The organism is Mycobacterium shottsii (assembly GCF_010728525.1).
GTDB lineage: Bacteria > Actinomycetota > Actinomycetes > Mycobacteriales > Mycobacteriaceae > Mycobacterium > Mycobacterium marinum.
Map to the genome: position 1 here is coordinate 5,482,324 of NZ_AP022572.1, position 15,623 is coordinate 5,497,946.

The 15,623-nt window shown below is 65.4% G+C and carries 16 protein-coding genes and 2 pseudogenes; 11 read left to right on the forward strand and 7 right to left on the reverse strand.

Annotated elements, in window-relative coordinates; translation table 11 throughout:
• From G6N41_RS25305 to G6N41_RS29255, 4 genes and pseudogenes are all read right to left on the reverse strand, one after another.
• Nucleotides 1-1,425, reverse strand: coding sequence for a phytoene desaturase family protein (locus G6N41_RS25305; protein ID WP_198966006.1), 1,425 nt, complete (start codon nucleotides 1,423-1,425; stop codon nucleotides 1-3).
• Nucleotides 1,422-1,745: pseudogene (locus G6N41_RS25310) on the reverse strand (DUF3556 domain-containing protein); the annotation flags it as partial. The gene G6N41_RS25305 and the pseudogene G6N41_RS25310, both read right to left, overlap by 4 nt.
• 47 nt (nucleotides 1,746-1,792) lie before the next feature.
• Complete coding sequence (locus G6N41_RS25315; protein WP_231608704.1) at nucleotides 1,793-2,797, reverse strand: integrase catalytic domain-containing protein; 1,005 nt, start codon at nucleotides 2,795-2,797, stop codon at nucleotides 1,793-1,795.
• Between the two features lie 72 nt (nucleotides 2,798-2,869).
• Nucleotides 2,870-3,085, reverse strand: a complete 216-nt coding sequence (locus G6N41_RS29255; RefSeq protein WP_198968097.1) for a hypothetical protein — start codon at nucleotides 3,083-3,085, stop codon at nucleotides 2,870-2,872.
• Between the two features lie 575 nt (nucleotides 3,086-3,660).
• On the opposite strand from G6N41_RS29255, the pseudogene miaB reads away from it, so the two are divergent.
• The 11 genes and pseudogenes from miaB (at nucleotide 3,661) to G6N41_RS29280 (ending at nucleotide 12,459) form a co-directional block, all read left to right on the forward strand.
• A pseudogene (gene miaB / locus G6N41_RS25320) lies at nucleotides 3,661-5,145 on the forward strand (tRNA (N6-isopentenyl adenosine(37)-C2)-methylthiotransferase MiaB).
• Between the two features lie 180 nt (nucleotides 5,146-5,325).
• Nucleotides 5,326-6,018, forward strand: coding sequence for an SAM-dependent methyltransferase (locus tag G6N41_RS25325; protein ID WP_231608705.1), 693 nt, complete (start codon nucleotides 5,326-5,328; stop codon nucleotides 6,016-6,018).
• A gap of 277 nt (nucleotides 6,019-6,295) precedes the next feature.
• Complete coding sequence (locus tag G6N41_RS29260; protein ID WP_231608706.1) at nucleotides 6,296-6,748, forward strand: cytochrome P450; 453 nt, start codon at nucleotides 6,296-6,298, stop codon at nucleotides 6,746-6,748.
• A 9-nt stretch (nucleotides 6,749-6,757) separates the two neighbouring features.
• Nucleotides 6,758-7,516: a cytochrome P450 gene (locus tag G6N41_RS29265; protein ID WP_231608707.1), complete on the forward strand. Its 759-nt coding sequence runs from the start codon at nucleotides 6,758-6,760 to the stop codon at nucleotides 7,514-7,516.
• Entirely contained in the window at nucleotides 7,513-7,974 is a 462-nt protein-coding gene (locus G6N41_RS25335; protein WP_198966007.1) for a nuclear transport factor 2 family protein, read from the forward strand. Before G6N41_RS29265 ends, G6N41_RS25335 begins: the two co-directional genes overlap by 4 nt.
• A gap of 173 nt (nucleotides 7,975-8,147) precedes the next feature.
• Complete coding sequence (locus G6N41_RS25340) at nucleotides 8,148-8,738, forward strand: LOG family protein (RefSeq protein WP_231609051.1); 591 nt, start codon at nucleotides 8,148-8,150, stop codon at nucleotides 8,736-8,738.
• Between the two features lie 168 nt (nucleotides 8,739-8,906).
• Nucleotides 8,907-9,851, forward strand: a complete 945-nt coding sequence (miaA, locus tag G6N41_RS25345) for a tRNA (adenosine(37)-N6)-dimethylallyltransferase MiaA (protein ID WP_198966009.1) — start codon at nucleotides 8,907-8,909, stop codon at nucleotides 9,849-9,851.
• 86 nt (nucleotides 9,852-9,937) lie between these two features.
• Nucleotides 9,938-10,918: a nucleoside triphosphate pyrophosphohydrolase gene (locus G6N41_RS25350; RefSeq protein WP_198968021.1), complete on the forward strand. Its 981-nt coding sequence runs from the start codon at nucleotides 9,938-9,940 to the stop codon at nucleotides 10,916-10,918.
• 65 nt (nucleotides 10,919-10,983) lie between these two features.
• Nucleotides 10,984-11,265 carry a hypothetical protein gene (locus G6N41_RS29270; RefSeq protein WP_231608709.1) on the forward strand — a complete coding sequence of 94 codons (282 nt, stop codon included), beginning with the start codon at nucleotides 10,984-10,986 and terminating at the stop codon, nucleotides 11,263-11,265.
• Between the two features lie 8 nt (nucleotides 11,266-11,273).
• Nucleotides 11,274-12,080 carry a hypothetical protein gene (locus G6N41_RS29275; protein WP_231608710.1) on the forward strand — a complete coding sequence of 269 codons (807 nt, stop codon included), beginning with the start codon at nucleotides 11,274-11,276 and terminating at the stop codon, nucleotides 12,078-12,080.
• The gene (locus G6N41_RS29280; protein WP_231608711.1) at nucleotides 12,058-12,459 is read left to right on the forward strand and encodes a hypothetical protein; all 402 of its coding nucleotides are present in this window, start codon (nucleotides 12,058-12,060) and stop codon (nucleotides 12,457-12,459) included. Before G6N41_RS29275 ends, G6N41_RS29280 begins: the two co-directional genes overlap by 23 nt.
• A gap of 21 nt (nucleotides 12,460-12,480) precedes the next feature.
• Here the strand turns inward: G6N41_RS29280 and G6N41_RS25360 are convergent, their stop codons facing one another.
• The 3 genes from G6N41_RS25360 to G6N41_RS25370 are packed head-to-tail and all read right to left on the reverse strand — an operon-like array spanning nucleotide 12,481 to nucleotide 15,619.
• Nucleotides 12,481-13,488, reverse strand: coding sequence for an NADP-dependent oxidoreductase (locus G6N41_RS25360; protein ID WP_198966010.1), 1,008 nt, complete (start codon nucleotides 13,486-13,488; stop codon nucleotides 12,481-12,483).
• A complete protein-coding gene (locus G6N41_RS25365; RefSeq protein WP_198966011.1) occupies nucleotides 13,485-14,462 on the reverse strand; it encodes an LLM class F420-dependent oxidoreductase in 978 nt (325 codons plus the stop codon). The genes G6N41_RS25360 and G6N41_RS25365 overlap by 4 nt, the downstream gene beginning before the upstream one ends.
• A complete protein-coding gene (locus G6N41_RS25370) occupies nucleotides 14,459-15,619 on the reverse strand; it encodes an acyl-CoA dehydrogenase family protein (protein WP_407663693.1) in 1,161 nt (386 codons plus the stop codon). Before G6N41_RS25370 ends, G6N41_RS25365 begins: the two co-directional genes overlap by 4 nt.
• Nucleotides 15,620-15,623: the final 4 nt, after the last annotated feature.

The following is a 15,623-nucleotide window of genomic DNA, read 5'->3' on the forward strand; positions in this document are numbered from 1 at the left end:
CTATTTCAGTTCCGCTAGAGCTAGTTTCGCCGCATTGGCGCCACACATGCCATGGGCGCCCGGCCCAGGCGGCGTCGCGGCCGAGCAGATGTAGGTGCCCGGCACCCCGGTTCGATAGGGCGACAATGTCACCCGCGGTCCAAAGGTCAGCTGGCGGACATCTTTGGCGCCCGTCATTATGTCGCCGCCGACGTAATTCGTTTTGTATCTGGATATCTCGGTGGTGCTGCGGACGGTCTGCCCGACGATGTGCTCCCGGAATCCCGGTGCGAAACGCTCGATCTGCGCGATGATCGCGGCGGTGGCGTCGCCGGTGTAGCCGTTGGGGACGTGTGCGTAGGTCCACAGCGGATGGATATTGCCGACCGATCGCTCAGCATCGGCCAGGTACTGCTGACAGACCAGAACGAATGGTCGTTGTGGCATCCGTCCGGCATGGACCTCGCGTTCGGCGGCGGCGAGCTCGGCGTAGGAACCTCCCAGATGCACCGTTCCCGCCCGGCGGGCCTGCGGATTGGTCCATGGGACGGCGCCCTCGATGGCGAAGTCGACTTTGAATGCGCCTGGCCCGCGCCGAAATTTGTCGTAGGCGAGGGCAATCCGCCCGGGCATCCGGTCACCGAGGATGCCGGCGACGGCGTCCGGCGCGAGGTCGAACATGGTCACGTCCGCCGGTGGCAGCTGCGATGCCGTCTGTACCCGCACGCCCGTTTCGATCTTGCCGCCCAGCTCGTCCAACGCTGCCACCAGCGCGTTGGTGATTGATTGCGAACCGCCGGCCGCTACTGGCCAGCCGTGCCGGTGGCCTGCGGTGATGATGCCCAGGCCGATGGCTGAGGTCATCGGGTAGTGCAGCGGCCGAAACGCATGCGCGGCAACGCTTCCGAACAATGCCCAGCCCTGGTCGGTGCGAAACAGCCTGGCCAGCACCGCGGCGGGAAGCACCGTCGGTGCCCCGAACCGGGCCAAGGTGATTGGGTGCCCGGGAATGCTCAGCAGCGGACCCATGATGTCCTCGGCCAGCATGTCGAATCCTTGCGAAGTCCATTCGAACAGGGCCCGCCAGCGGCGACCATCGCCGCCCAGACCGTCGGCCGTCTGGCCTACCGAACGGTGCAGCACGCCCGCGCTGCCGTCATCGAGCGGATGCACGCAGTCGATCTCGGGCAGCAGCCAGCTCAGGCCGTGGCGGTCCAGGTCCAGGCCGGCGAGGAACTCCGAGCCGATGGCCATCGGATGGATGGCCGAACAGTGGTCATGCACCAGGCCGGGCACGATGGCCTCGCTGCTGCGGGCACCGCCGCCCACCTCCTCGGCGGCCTCGAGAACGGTGACCTGCAGTCCGGATTTGGCCAGGGTGATGGCGGCGGCGAGCCCATTGGGCCCGCCACCAACCACGATCGCGGTCTGCGATGCACCTTTCATGCCAGCGCCCCATGCTCGTGGTCCTGCCCGTCGCGGATCCGTTCCCGCCTGCCGCCGAGCGACCAGGTCACCTGCGTTGGGATCGGACCGTTAGGCAGCCACGGCTGCTCGGCCACCGCATCGGCAACCTTCCAGGTGCCGCGCTCGAGCACCCCCAGGGCCGCGTCGATGACCTTGTAGTGCTGCGCCTTGCTGCCCCAGGCCTGCGACTCCACCCACACGACGATGAGTTCACCGGGCTCGAACGCGGCCTGTGTCTGCATCGCCGCGATCAGATCTTCGTTGTGCAGGTGACCGTCGCCGAAGTTGAACCCGATCAACGGCGTGATGCATCAAGTCAAGATGCCTGCGAAACCTGGTTCATGCATCACGTAAGGAATGCCCGCGAAATCGGGGTCAGGTGGTGGTCTTGCTTTTGATGCGGATGCCGGCTTTGAGGGCGGGTAGAGCGGCGGGTATGGCGGCGGGGTAGAGCTGTTCGGTCTTGTCTTTGGCGAGTCTGAGCAGGGCGGCTTGCAGGTCGGCGATCTGGTGGGCGATCGCGGCGGGGTTGAGGCTGTTGCGGTAGGTGAGCAGCTCTGTTTGTTGGGCCGCTGAGAGGACTCCGGCGGCCAGCAGCCGGTCCAGGGGGGGTCTGGGGCTTGTCGTAGAGCCGGCGGCGGTGACCGTCGCGGCTGCAGCCGTAGCTGATGGGTTTGATGGTGGGGGTCAGGTAGTTGAGCCGGTCGTTGACCAGGTGCCACAGCCGGTTGAGCACGGCGCGTTCTTCGTCGGTGTCGTAGCGGTAGTAGAACCCGTAGCGACGCACGAGGTGGTTGTTTTTGGACTCGATGGTGGCCTGGTCGTTCTTCTTGTAGGGTCGTGAGCGGGTGAAGAAGATCTCCATGTCCGCGGCCCACTTGATGACCGCCTTATTGAGGAATTCGGTGCCGTTGTCGAAGTCCAAACCCGTTACCTTATAGGGGATTTTAGTAATTCCGGTTTTGAGGGCGCCCAGGATGTGGGGGTGGGCGTTGTTGCGCACCGTGCGGGTGAACACCCAGCCGATGTGCATGTCGGTGAGGTTGACCGTGCGGGCGAACTCACCTTTCAGTGTCGGGCCGCAGTGCGCCACGGTGTCGCCTTCGAAGAACCCCGGAGATTCTTCGGCCTCATCGCCTGCTTTGCAGATGGTGATCGAGGACCGCAGCAGCGGGGAGGGTTTCGTCGTCGACACACCCGAGATCTGGTCGCGGGCCTTGGCGCCGCGCAGGTAGCGGTCGATCGTGGCGCTGCTCATCGCCAACAGCTCGGCACGCACCGCCGGGCCGTAACGGTCACGGCCGTCCACCAGTTCGCCGTGGCGTTCTAGAGCATCCAACTGAAGTGCCATGGAAGCGGCCAGGTACCGGCCGCACTGCCCGCCTGAGGCCGCCCACACCTTCTGCAACACCTTGAGCGCATCCTAGGAGTACTTCGGATTGCGTTGCCGGCGAGTCCGTTTGGCGACCTGCCGACCCGCTCCCGCCGGCGCGGCCGCCGCCCTCAACCGCCGCCGGGCGTTGTCACGCGACCAGCCGGTGACCGCCACCACCTGATCCAGAATCTGCCCCTTGTCCGCCTTCGGCGCCCCCACATACGCCCTGGCGAACTTCGCGGTGATCTCGGCCCGAGACGACATCGACAGCCCACTTCCCATGCCTGCCAAGGATCGACCGTTTCGCGGGCATTTTTACGTGATGCACCGAGGACGCTTCACGGGCATTTCTCGTGATGCTTGCCGAGGACTTGTGCGGCATAGGTGATGGGGTTTACAGTACTTACCAGCACCACTTCTCAGAGATTCAAATCGAAGTGGATCCGCAGCTCCCTTAAAAGGAGTCCCGGAATCAGCAAAGCCGCACCTCCCTGAAAAGGAGGCCCGGGAACCCCCGCACCCCCCTAAAAAAGGGGGCCCGGACTCAGCAAAGCTCGCACCTCCCTCAAAAGGAGGCTCGGAAAGTTTTGCACGGGCTATATCTCGCCATGGCTTGTCGAATTCCCCTTTCCTGGGGAATTCGATTAGTCCAATTTCGGCTATGCCTTGTTCCGATCCTTTTGGGCGTGCGATGGAAATGTCGCCCCTCCAGTCGAGAAATTGCCGGAGGAATTGTGACTCAAGACCACATTGTGACTGAGCGGCCGCCTGCGACCAGGAATGATACCGCGGGCAACGCAACCGCCCGCACGTATGAAGTCCGCACTCTCGGCTGCTTGATGAACGCTCACGACTCCGAGCGCATGGCGGGTTTGCTTGAAGACGCCGGGTACATCAAAGCCGACCCGGGCGCGCCTGCAGATCTGGTGGTATTCAACACCTGCGCGGTGCGTGAAAACGCCGACAACAAGCTCTACGGCTCGCTAGCGCACCTGGCTCCGATCAAGGCGAGTCGGCCCGGCATGCAAATCGCGGTCGGCGGATGCCTGGCACAAAAAGACCGCCACATCGTGCTCGACCGGGCACCGTGGGTTGACGTCGTCTTCGGCACACACAACATCGGCTCACTGCCGGTGCTCTTGGAACGCTCTCGGCACAACCAAGACGCGCAAGTCGAGATTCTCGAATCACTGCGGACATTCCCTTCGGCGCTGCCCGCGGCACGGGATTCAGCCTATGCCGCGTGGGTGTCGATCTCGGTGGGCTGCAACAACAGCTGAACCTTCTGCATCGTCCCGTCGCTACGCGGCAAGGAAGCCGACCGCCGCCCCGGCGACATCCTCGCCGAGGTGCAGGCCCTGGTAGAGCAGGGCGTGGTGGAAGTAACCCTGCTCGGCCAAAACGTCAACTCCTACGGCGTCAATTTCGCAGACCCAGACCCTTCGACGGGCGAGGCACCACTGCCTAGGGATCGAGGTGCGTTTGCGCAGCTGTTACGCGCTTGCGGCCGGATCGAGGGTCTAGAGCGCATCCGGTTCACCTCACCGCACCCGGCCGAATTCACCGACGACGTGATCCTGGCGATGGCCGAAACTCCGGCTGTGTGCCCGCATCTACACATGCCGCTGCAATCGGGTTCGGACCAGATCCTCAAGGCCATGCGCCGCTCCTACCGGCGCGATCGCTACCTGGGGATCATCGACAAGGTCCGTGCCGCGATACCGGACGCGGCCATCACCACCGACATCATCGTCGGCTTTCCCGGCGAAACCGAACATGACTTCGAGCAGACCCTCGACGTGGTGCAAAAAGCGCGGTTCACAAGCGCATTCACCTTCCAATACTCGCCTCGGCCGGGCACACCCGCGGCGGACATGCCCGACCAGATTCCCAAGAACGTCGTCCAGCAGCGCTTCGAGCGGCTGGTGGCGCTGCAAGAGCGAATCTCTTTGGAGGGCAACCGATCCCTGGTCGGGACCCGGCAGGAGCTGCTGGTCGTCGCAGGAGAGGGCCGCAAAAACGCCACCACGGCGCGAATCAGCGGGCGGGCCCGAGACGGCCGACTCGTCCACTTCCGTCCGGACAACGCCGACGGTTCGGTCCGGCCGGGTGACTTGGTGGATGTCGAAATCACCGATGCCGCGCCGCACCATCTGATCGCAGACGGGCCGCTGCTGCAGCATCGTAGGACCCCCGCAGGTGATGCCAGCGAACGCGGCCAGACCCCGACAACGCGTGGAGTCGGGCTGGGATTACCCCGAATCACGGTTGCCCAAGCCCAAACCCCCAGTTCCGCTGGACATCCCGACACCGCGTGCCGTTAGCGGCGGGGGCCCACCGATGAAACGCCTCGCCTTTACCGCACCTACGCCGTTTTCTCCCCCGATACCCGTGCGGCCGCATCGGTGGACAACCACGGACGGCGACTGTTCAAGGTCAGTGCCGCATCGAATTCCTCTTGCAGTCAACATCATTGGGCGATTGGTGTTTTCAAGTGAGGGAGGTTGATCGACTTGAGTACTGGTGAGATAGTAACCGGCTTGAGTGAAGCGCGGCGGACGTCCATTGCCGCGCTCTACGACCGGAAGACCTGCGATTGCGATGGGCTCAACGCAATGCTCGCGTCGCGTGATGGATTGTTTTTCAATCACAACGGCATCGACCTGCCGGACGGTCCGGCGCCGATGCAGGAGAAGGATCGGCTGGACTGGTTGCACCGCTCCAAGGCCGAGCTGGTCAGCTTTGGCCTGAAGTTCCTCGGTAAACCGCCTTCGGATGGCACCGTGCTAGATGCCGGCTGTGGGGCCGGGGGCGGCGCGATCATGATTCACCAGCGATTCGGGTGTGCCGTGGAAGGCGTGACAGTGTCGCCTGAGCAGGCGCGGTTCGCCGCCGCAACGGCCCTGGTGCGCGGCGTGGAAGACCAGGTCAGGTTCAGGGTCGGCGACATGCTCGAGGTTGACCGCCGCTTGGGTTCCGGCCAGATCCGACACCGCTATCAAGCCGTGTGGGCGTGCGAAAGCACTGAGCACGTCGATGATCTGGGGTTGATGTTCACCACGTTTGGCCGAGTGCTGCTCGCGGGTGGGCAAATCGTAGTGATCGCGTGGTGCGCGGGCCGGGGTCGGGCCGCCGAAAGCGTCAAGCAGCGCGTCGATGACCAATACTGCACGAACATTCACGAGCCGGCCGACTAACGGCGAGCGGCAGACGAGGCCGGGTTGATCACTTGTCGGCAGGTGGATTTGACCGGACTCACCGTCCCATACTGGAAGACACGGCTGGAGTCGGCGCACCTGACCGGCACCGAAGAGTTGATGCATTCGGCATTTGCGCAGCGGCTGATGACATACGAGTTGTTTTCGTTCAAGACGCCAGGCGAACCGTGACCGATCACGACTGTCCATCCCGGCTGGGATCAACGCCATCGCGTAGGCAACCGGCCCCGCCCTACGGCATGTGACAGACACCATGTTGGCCCGTTTCGACCCACACGATCAGCAGCTGCGCGACGATCCGTACGCGGTGTACGCGACCTATCGTCAGGCGGATCCGGTGCATTGGGGACAACCGTTCAAACCCGGCGACAACGGATGCTGGTACCTGTTTCGACACGATCATGTCGTTGCGATGCTGAGGGACCCTCGGTTTCGCCGCAAATTGGTTCCGGCCGATCCTCTGGCATCCGGGCAAGTGTTTGGCGCGCCCCTCGGTTTCGCAGAACTGTCGGGTCGGCTGTTGCTGTCACTGGATCCGCCCCATCATGGGCGTCTGCGTTCCATCGTGGCGCCCACGTTCACACCTTCGGCAATCGAGGCCTACCAGATGATCGCGGCCAAGGCCGCCGATCGGCTGATCGACGGGCTCGACGAGGTGGCTGCGTTCGACGTGATAGACAACTATGCCGTTCCTCTGTCAATGACGTAGATAGCAGCGATGCTGGGCTTGAACGCCGACGAGTTGCATCCGGACCTTCCGGTGTGGGTCTCTCGGTTTGGCGATGGGTTCGATCTGCGCAAGGAACCTGCGGCCATAGCGAGAGCCGACGATGCCGCCGCGAACATGCTGTGGTTCTTCGAGACCGCCGCGGCCAGCCACGATCGGTCACGACCGGGGCTGATCAGCGCCCTGATCGCGGCCCGCGAGGCCGGTCAGCTGACGCACGAAGAACTGCTGGCCCTTTGTGTGCAGCTCATGTTCGCCGCGCACGGGACGACGGTTGCGCAGATCGGCAACATGATCGCGGATCTGTGGACGCGCCCTGACCAGCTGGCATTGCTGCGGGCGCATCCGGAGCTGATGGCAGCTGCGGTCAACGAAAGTTTGCGTTTCAACGGCTCGGTTCAGTCCACGGCGGCACGCAAGCCCATCGAAGACGTCACGCTCGGCGGCGCGCACATTCGTGCGGGACAACCGCTGATCGCCTTCGTAGGCGCAGCCAACCGGGATCCGAAGGTGTTCGAGGAGCCGGACCGATTCGACATCACCCGTGCCCGAAGCGCAGCGGTCATGTTCGGCGCCGGAATTCATTACTGCCTTGGGGCACGCTTGGCCCGCCTCGAATGCCAGATCGCAGTGGGAACTCTGATGCGTCGGCTACCACGGCTGACATTGACCGAGAGGTGCCAACTGCACCGCCACACCAACATCGTGTTGCCCGCGCTGTTGCACCTGAAGGCAGTGACGGCGGCGTGATCCCGTCAGCGAATCGCTTGCGCTTGTTCTCCTGGCCGCGGGGCAGGGCGCTGCACAGCTGCCTGTACGCGGAGGTACAGCAGTTTTACGCACGGCAGATGCGGCTATTGGACCTCCGCGACATCGGCTCCCACGCAAAGACGTTCACCAAGGACGCGACGTTCGAGCACATTCCCGGTGCCGGCCCGGTCTCGACACGCGCAGCAATCGAGAAAGCCCTGCTGAAGTGGGACAGCAGAGCTGGGGATGCGATCCAACGACGGCACTGGCTGTCGATGATCGACTTGGTGTCGGGTAGCGCCCGCGTGATCGAGGCATCTGCCTATCTGATCGAAATCAACACTCGTCCCGGTGCCAAGCCGGCGATCGCCCAAAGTTGCGTGATCCACGACAAGTTGACCCGCGTCAGCGGACAACTTCTGGTCAGTTCGAGGAAGGTACTGGAGGACGGTCTGTGACTCGAGACCTGCCGGCACAACGCACGGCCAGCCGAATCTACGATCTGCACAGCGGCGGCTCCCTGCCGGACGCCGACGAATCCGCGCGGGTCACCGGATTGCTCGAGGAGGCGGGATTCGTTGCGGCTGGGCCCAGAGCTGCCTGGCGCGCTCGAACCGATGACCGTCCGACGATTTGCGTGTACTGCGCTTCCGGCGGCGACAACCCCGCCGACCTGAGCCTGGCCGCCGCCGTGGGCACCGAAATCGGTAGACGCGGATGGCGATTGATCTCTGGAGGCGGCGCCATCGCCATGATGGGCGCGGTGGCCCGCGCGGCCAGAACCGCCGGAGCCCACACCACAGGCGTAATCCCGAGAATTCTCCTGCAATCCGAACTTGCTGACCTCGGTGCCGACGAGCTGATCGTCACCGACACACTCACCCAACGCAAACACCTCATGGGCGAACGCGCTGACGGGTTCCTGACGCTGCCCGGCGGCCTGGGAACCCTCGAAGAGCTGCTCGAATGCTGGACCGCGGCCAGCCTCGGCATACATCACAAACCCGTAGTCCTGCTGGACCCTGCCGGACACTACCGCGGACTGCTCGACTGGCTCGAAGAACTGCGGCAGCAAGGCTTCGTGCACACCGCCGCGATCGATCGGCTCATCGTCACGACCGACGTCGACAGCGCATTCAGCAACCTCTGCCCATCAACTCGGTCGGCGTTCGCGTCGTCTGGGGAGGCCAGCGTCTCAGAGCGGACCCATGCGCATTATTAGGCCATTTGACTGATCCCAGCGCGGCCGCCGAACGTAACCCTTGTGGTGTCACCGCTAGCAAGCAGGACCACCGCAGGGGAGCACGGGATGGCACGCATGCCGACATCGATTCGCCCCACTGCTGACCCTCCGACAGGCGCTGTTGAGGCGAGATAGCAGGCAGAGGATATGAGACCACTAACGATCATCGGACCAACGGGAACCGGCAAGTCGGACTTAGCGATCGAGATTGCGGACCGACTCAGCGGCAAGATCGCCGTGGAGATCGTGAACGCCGACGCGTACCAGCTTTACCGCGGCATGGATATCGGCACCGGCAAGGTGCCGCTGGCCCAGCGCCGCGGCATACCGCATCACCAACTCGACGTGCTCGACGTCACCGAAACCGCCACTGTCGCGGGCTACCAGCGTTCGGCTGCCGCTGACATCGAAGCGATCGCCTCACGCGGAGCGCTGCCGCTGCTGGTCGGGGGCTCGATGCTCTACGTCCAGTCGCTGCTCGATGACTGGGCTTTTCCGGCGAAAGACCCAGCGATCCGAGCCCGCTGGGAGCGACGTCTCGCTCAGGTCGGGCCGGCCAGGTTGCATGCCGAGCTGGTCCGCCGCGACCCTGCCGCGGCCGCGGTCATCCCGCTCAACGACGCCCGCCGTACGGTGCGTGCGCTGGAAGTGGTCGAAATCACCGGCCGCCCGTATGCCGCCTCCGCTCCACGTATCGGCAGCCCTCGCTGGGATAGCGCGATCATCGGATTGGATTGCGAGACAAAGGTTCTTGATGAACGATTAGCGGCACGAACCAAAGCCATGTTCGATCGAGGTCTGATCGAAGAGGTGATCTCGCTGCTCCCCTGCGGCCTGGCCAGGGGGGTCACCGCTGCACGCGCGTTGGGGTACGCCCAAGTCATGGAGGCGCTCAAGGCCGGCGCAGACACTCAAGCCCTGGATCATGCGCGCCAACAAACCTGTCTGGCCACTCGACGCTATGTCCGACGGCAGCGGTCGTGGTTTCGGCGAGACCGCAGGGTGCGTTGGCTCGATGCCACGGCGTCCACCGCGGCCCACCGCACGGCCATCATCGAAGCGGTGTTGGGCGCCTGGCGGCGGGCATCATGAGGCTCCCCGACGCGGGTTGAATCAGCGCCAAATGCAGTGGCCGCAACGGCTGCCATGTCACCGTCGAACGCGAAGCCGGCTGTGTGATGACTGTCGTACTGATTGACCCACATCATTTGCTGGTACCAATGGAAGCCCTCAAGGTGCTGCGGCAGCAGGTGCAGTACACCGAGGAAGTACCGGCCGCGTTGACTCGGCTGCTGCCCGCGGCGCGCCCCGTGCGCGCCGGAGGCAACGCCACCGTGTTGTTGTCCTCCGATCCCACACATCCTGCGATTACGGCACGTTTGGCCGCCGGTGACCGGCTGATCTCCATACCGCACCCACAGTGCGGTGAGCGCCTGATCGATGCCGTTGCGGCAATGGACGAACTACGCACAGCTGGGTCGTGGGAAGCCGCGCAGACCCACGTCTCGGTTAGCCACTATTTGCTGAGCCAAACCTATGCGCTGCTGGATGCGCTGAGTAGCGCAGATGCCGACCAGCTACGCGAAGAACTCGGCGCCTTGCTCCTGCAGGTACTTTTCCAGGCTAGGATCGCGCAGGACGCACCGCGACGACCCTTCACCATCGATGACGTGGCCGACACCCTGATACGCAAGCTGGGCAACCGGCGCCGCGGAGTGCTGGCGGGCAATTCGCCCTCATTCCAGGAGCAGGTGGCGCAGTGGGAGAAGGGCAAAAAGGCAGACAAACAGGCGGGCTCGGTGATGCACGATCTGTTTCATGGTCAGCCCGCGTTGGCTCTGGCCCAGAAGGTGATCGAACGCGCAGTCAGGGCTGGCCTGCCGATGGACCTGGTCCCGGCGACGCTCACCTCCGTCCTGGTGTCACCTGACATCGATGCGGAAGGCGAGCTGCGGGCAGCGGTCCTGGAGTTCATGGACTCGGTGCGCCGTGCCGAGGACACGATCGCCGCGAGGCGCCGCGCGCCCGATACCACCGAAGAACCCGACCGCACGGCGCTCGGCGGGATCACCGAGCGGGAGTGGCGTATGTGCTGGCCTTCCGTGGGCGCCCACCCCCAATCCTGGGTCCGAGTCGCCAAACCCCGCGATGACGCCTAGTTTGCGAATTAGGTATACCGGCAGAAACAACTGATGGCCGGGTGTGCGGGAGGGAAGGTAGGCCCGTGGGTGATCGCATCGACGCGTCCGCGTTGATTCTCGGGCACGGAGATGACGTCCGGCGCCGGCTCACGCGTTCAGTCGCGGTGTTGCGGCAAATGATCGAGGCCGGCTGGTTTGCCGGCCACGAAGACACCATCGGCATGGAGGTGGAACTCGACCTGGTGGACCCGCTGGGCCGGCCGCGACTGGTCAACGACGCGGTTCTACAGGCCCTGGACCGAACCGATATGCAGCACGAGCTTGGCCAGTTCAATGTCGAGTTGAAACTGCCGCCCACCCGCTAACGGGCCACGTGCTCCGGGACAGCGAACAACTTCTGGCCGACGTGCTCGACGGGTCCGGCGCGCGGATCGAAAGCCTGGGCACCCGCCTGATCGCGGTTGGCATGCTTCCCACCCTGAGCGCCGACCACATGACCGCCGAACGGCTCTCCACCAACCCGCGCTACGAGCTGCTGAGCCGCCGCATCCGCACCGCTCGACACCGGCCGTTCCGGGTGCACATCAGCGACGCACCCGAGCCGGTCGAATTCACCACCGACTCGGTCGCGCCCGAAGCCTCCGCAACCAGCCTGCAGCTGCACTTGCGGGCGCACCGGGACCGATTTGCGGCCTACTTCAACGCGGCCCAACTGATCGCCGGAGCGCAGGTCGCGGTGGCCGCCAATTCCCCCTTCCTGCTCGGCCGGCACGCCTGGCAGGAGACCCGAATCACGCTGGTGGAGCAGCTACTCGACTCCCGCCGCCCCAGCGAGGTCAAGGCCAGCGCACCGGCGCGCGTCCGGCTCGGGGAGGGGTGGATCAGCGACCCCGTGGGCCTCTTCGACCACCTGGTGCGCGAGTACCCGCCGCTGTTCCCAACCCTGGAGGCAGAAGATCCCGACGCTGCCCTCGAGGCAGGGCGAGCTCCGGTGCTCCATGAGCTTCGGCTGCACAACGGCACGGTGTGGCAGTGGAACCGCCCCGTTTACGACGTCCAGGGGCGGCAGCCCGCAGCTGCGAATCGAGAACCGGGTGCTGCCCAGCGGGCCCACCGCCGTCGACATGGTCGCCAATGCCGCCTTCTACTACGGGCTGGTGCGCGCAATCGCAGACAGTGACCGCACTCCGTGGGAACAGATCCCCTTCGCGGTGGCCGAGCGAGACCTGCACCGCGCGGCACGCGACGGGCTGGCGGCGCAATTGAGTTGGCAGGGCACCGACCAGCCCGCAGCGCAGCTCACCCGAGATGTCCTGTTGCCCGCCGCCGCGACCGGACTCGACGCGTGGGGCGTGGACGCCCACGACCGCGACCGGTACCTCGGTGTCATCGAAGCGCGGGTTCGCAGCGGCCGCACCGGCGCGGCCTGGCAAACGGCGACGGTGCGCCGCCTCGAAGAACGCGGACTGGAACGCATCTCGGCGCTGCACGAGATCACCCGGCGATACGTCGAGCACGCGCGCAGCGGGGCCCCAGTCCATGAATGGCCGCTATCATGACGGTCCGATCCGTCCGGATCGCTAGCGCAGCGCGAGCACGAGTTTGCCGGTGTTCTCACCCCGAAACAGCGCCAACAGCGCCTCAGGAAAGTCGCCGACATCGCCCGCAACCACCTGCTCGCGGGCGCGCAGCTCACCGCTAGCCAGCCAATTCGCTAGCTGCCCAACGGCTTCGCCATATCGATCCGCGTAGTCGAAGACCACGAACCCGGTCATCGAGGCGCGTGCGACCAGCAACTGCATGTAGTTGGCCGGCCCGTGCAGCTCCCCGGCGGCGTTGTACTGGGAGATGGCTCCGCAAATTACGACACGCGCTCCGCGGGCCAGACGTGACAACCCCGCCTCGAGCACCTCTCCCCCGACGTTGTCGAAAAAGACGTCAATGCCGTTAGGGGCATGCATCTTCAGCTGACGGCGCAGATCCCCGGCTTGGTAGTCGATGGCGGCGTCGAAGCCAAGCTCCTCTACCAGCCGGCGACATTTCTGCTCACCGCCGGCGATGCCGATCGCCCGGCAGCCCACAATCCGGGCTATCTGTCCGACGATGCTGCCCACCGAACCGGCGGCTCCGGAGACGACGACGGTCTGACCGGGTTGCGCGCGACCGACGTCGAGGAGCCCGAAGTAGGCCGTTATAACGCTGATGCCCAGGGCGCCCAGATGCACCGGGGCCGGCGCGAGGGTGGTGTCCACGCGCGTCACACCGCTACCGTCGGAATGCGCGTAACGCTGCACCCCGAACGTTCCGTACACCTCGTCGCCGGCCGCGAAATCCGGGTGGCGAGAATCGATCACGCGCCCGATGCCGCCCGCGCGCATCACCTCGCCGATCTGCACCGGTGCCACGTAGGACCGCCCCGCGTTCATCCACGTCCGCATCGCCGGATCGAACGACAGATACTCAACGCGCACCAAAAACTCGCCATCGGCCGGACCGCCAACGGGTTCGTCGGCGACTTCCCAGTCCGATGGCTTGGGCAATCCGATCGGGCGCGCGGCCAGCCGGCACACGGTATTGACCAGCGTCACGATTCCCCCTTCCTCGACAGTGCGTTCAGCGTTGCCCGGCCCGCCGGATCTTCGGCAGTGCAGGGCACCAGCGCCAGGCAGTCCGCGCCGGCCTCTTCGTAGTCCCGCAGCCGGGCCGCGACTCGCTCGGCGGTGCCCAATGCCCCCACCTGCTCGAGCAGTTCGACGGGGATGGCGGCAGCCAGCTCCCGGCGACTCGCCCCGGCGCGCGCGGCGCCGACGAGGCGGTCAAAGCCCAATGCACTGAACATTTCGCCATATCCGGGCGGGCCGAGATAGACCGCCAGCTGCGCCGCCAGCTGAGCGTGCGCGGCGGCACCGGGATCAACGGCAACGGGCACCCATACCGTCAGCCGCGGTGCGGCGCGAACTGCCGCCGCGGCGGCCACGGAGTCGATGGCGTGACGAACCTCTGCCACCCGAGCCGGCGATGCGAGGTTGAGCACCACCTCATCGGCGTGCTTTGCCGCCAGGCGAATCATGCCAGGGCCGAAGGCCCCCAACGCAATTCGAGCCTCCGGCTGCGGGTTGCGCAGCCGGAAGCCGTGGCTGGCGACATGGCGCCCGTGGTAGTCGACGCGCGCCCCACCCAGTATCGACCGCAGGCATTCAATGGTTTCCCGCATCACCGGCACGTGGTGTGCCCACGGCCGATCATGCCAACCGGCCACGATCGCCGGGCTGGAGGCGCCCAGGGCGATATCGACCCGACTACCGGTGAGAGAGGCGACCGAACTCACGCCCAGCGCCAGCCCCACCGGGCCGCGAACGGCTACGGCCAGCGGCCCGATCTTCAAGCCCATTCCGGGTGCATGCAGCCCTATCGCGGTGGCAAGGGCAAACGCGTCGTAGGTGGCCATTTCCCCAACCCAAAGCACGTCGAAACCGGCCTTCGACGCCGCCAGCGCCACCTCCATCGCCTCGTCGTCGGGCCGGTCCAGCCAAAACGGTAGGGCGACTTCTAAATCGGTCACAGCATCGAGGTATCGCAGTGCTGGCCGAGCAAGACGCGCCCCGGCAGTTCGCGGGATGCCTCGTTGACCTGGAAATGGGCGGTGGCGGTAAACGCGTCGCGAAACCGGCGTTGCAGTGGTGAGCCATCGTGGATCGCGCTGCTCCCGGCCAGGTCATACATGGTGCGCACGACGTCGGCAGAGGTCCGCGCCGCGTGGGTGGCCGCCAGCCGTAGCCGGTTGCGCAGCGCCACCGGCACCGGGTCGGGATTGTGGCTAGCTTGCCAGGCCGAGTCGATCGCCTCGTAAAACAGTGCGCGCGCCGCACCGAGCGCCGCCTCGGCCGTCGCGACCGCCGTTTGGGTGGCCGGCCGTTCGGCCAAGGTGCGCTTGGCCCCCAGCCCTTTCTTGTCGCCGGCCAACTCGACCAGGTCGTCAATCGCGGCGCGCGCGTTGCCCAGCGCCGCCGCCCCGATCGACAGCGCAAAGAAGCCGAACACCGGGAAGCGATACAGCGGCCTGTCAATGGTGGGACCGTCGAACACCGAGAACACCCGATCGGCGGGGACGAAGACCTCCTCGGCAACGCAATCGTGACTGCCGGTACCGGGCAACCCCAGGGTGTTCCAGGTGTCCAAGGCGCGCAGATCGTCTTTGGGTAGCGCCACCACCGATGGCACCGGCTGACCCTCCACGAAGCAACCGGCGAACATCATGTCCGCGTGGTTGATCCCACTGCAGAACGGCCAGCGCCCGGACACCACAACACCGCCGTCGACCGACTTCGCCTTACCGCGCGGCGCCCACACACCCGCGGCGACACTTCGCCCGGCACCAAACATTTCGTCGCGACTGGACGCCGGCAGATAGGCGACCAACAACGCGCTGGTGATCGCGATCGACACGCACCATCCCGCTGAAGCATCGCCGCGCGCCACCGCCTCGGCACACCGCAGCGCCGGTCCGGGGGCCAGCTCCGCCGCCTGTACCTCGCGCGGCATCGTGGCGCGCAGCAATCCTGCCTCGCCAAGCCGCGCCACCAATTCGTCGGGCAGTCTGCGATCGCGGTCGATCTCCGCCGACATCTCCCGCGCCGTCAGGGCGATCTTCTCGGCGAGGTTCTCCATCTCGCTATCTGCTCTGCGCAGTGGTGCGGCGCTCAGGTCCGGCTGATTCATCAGG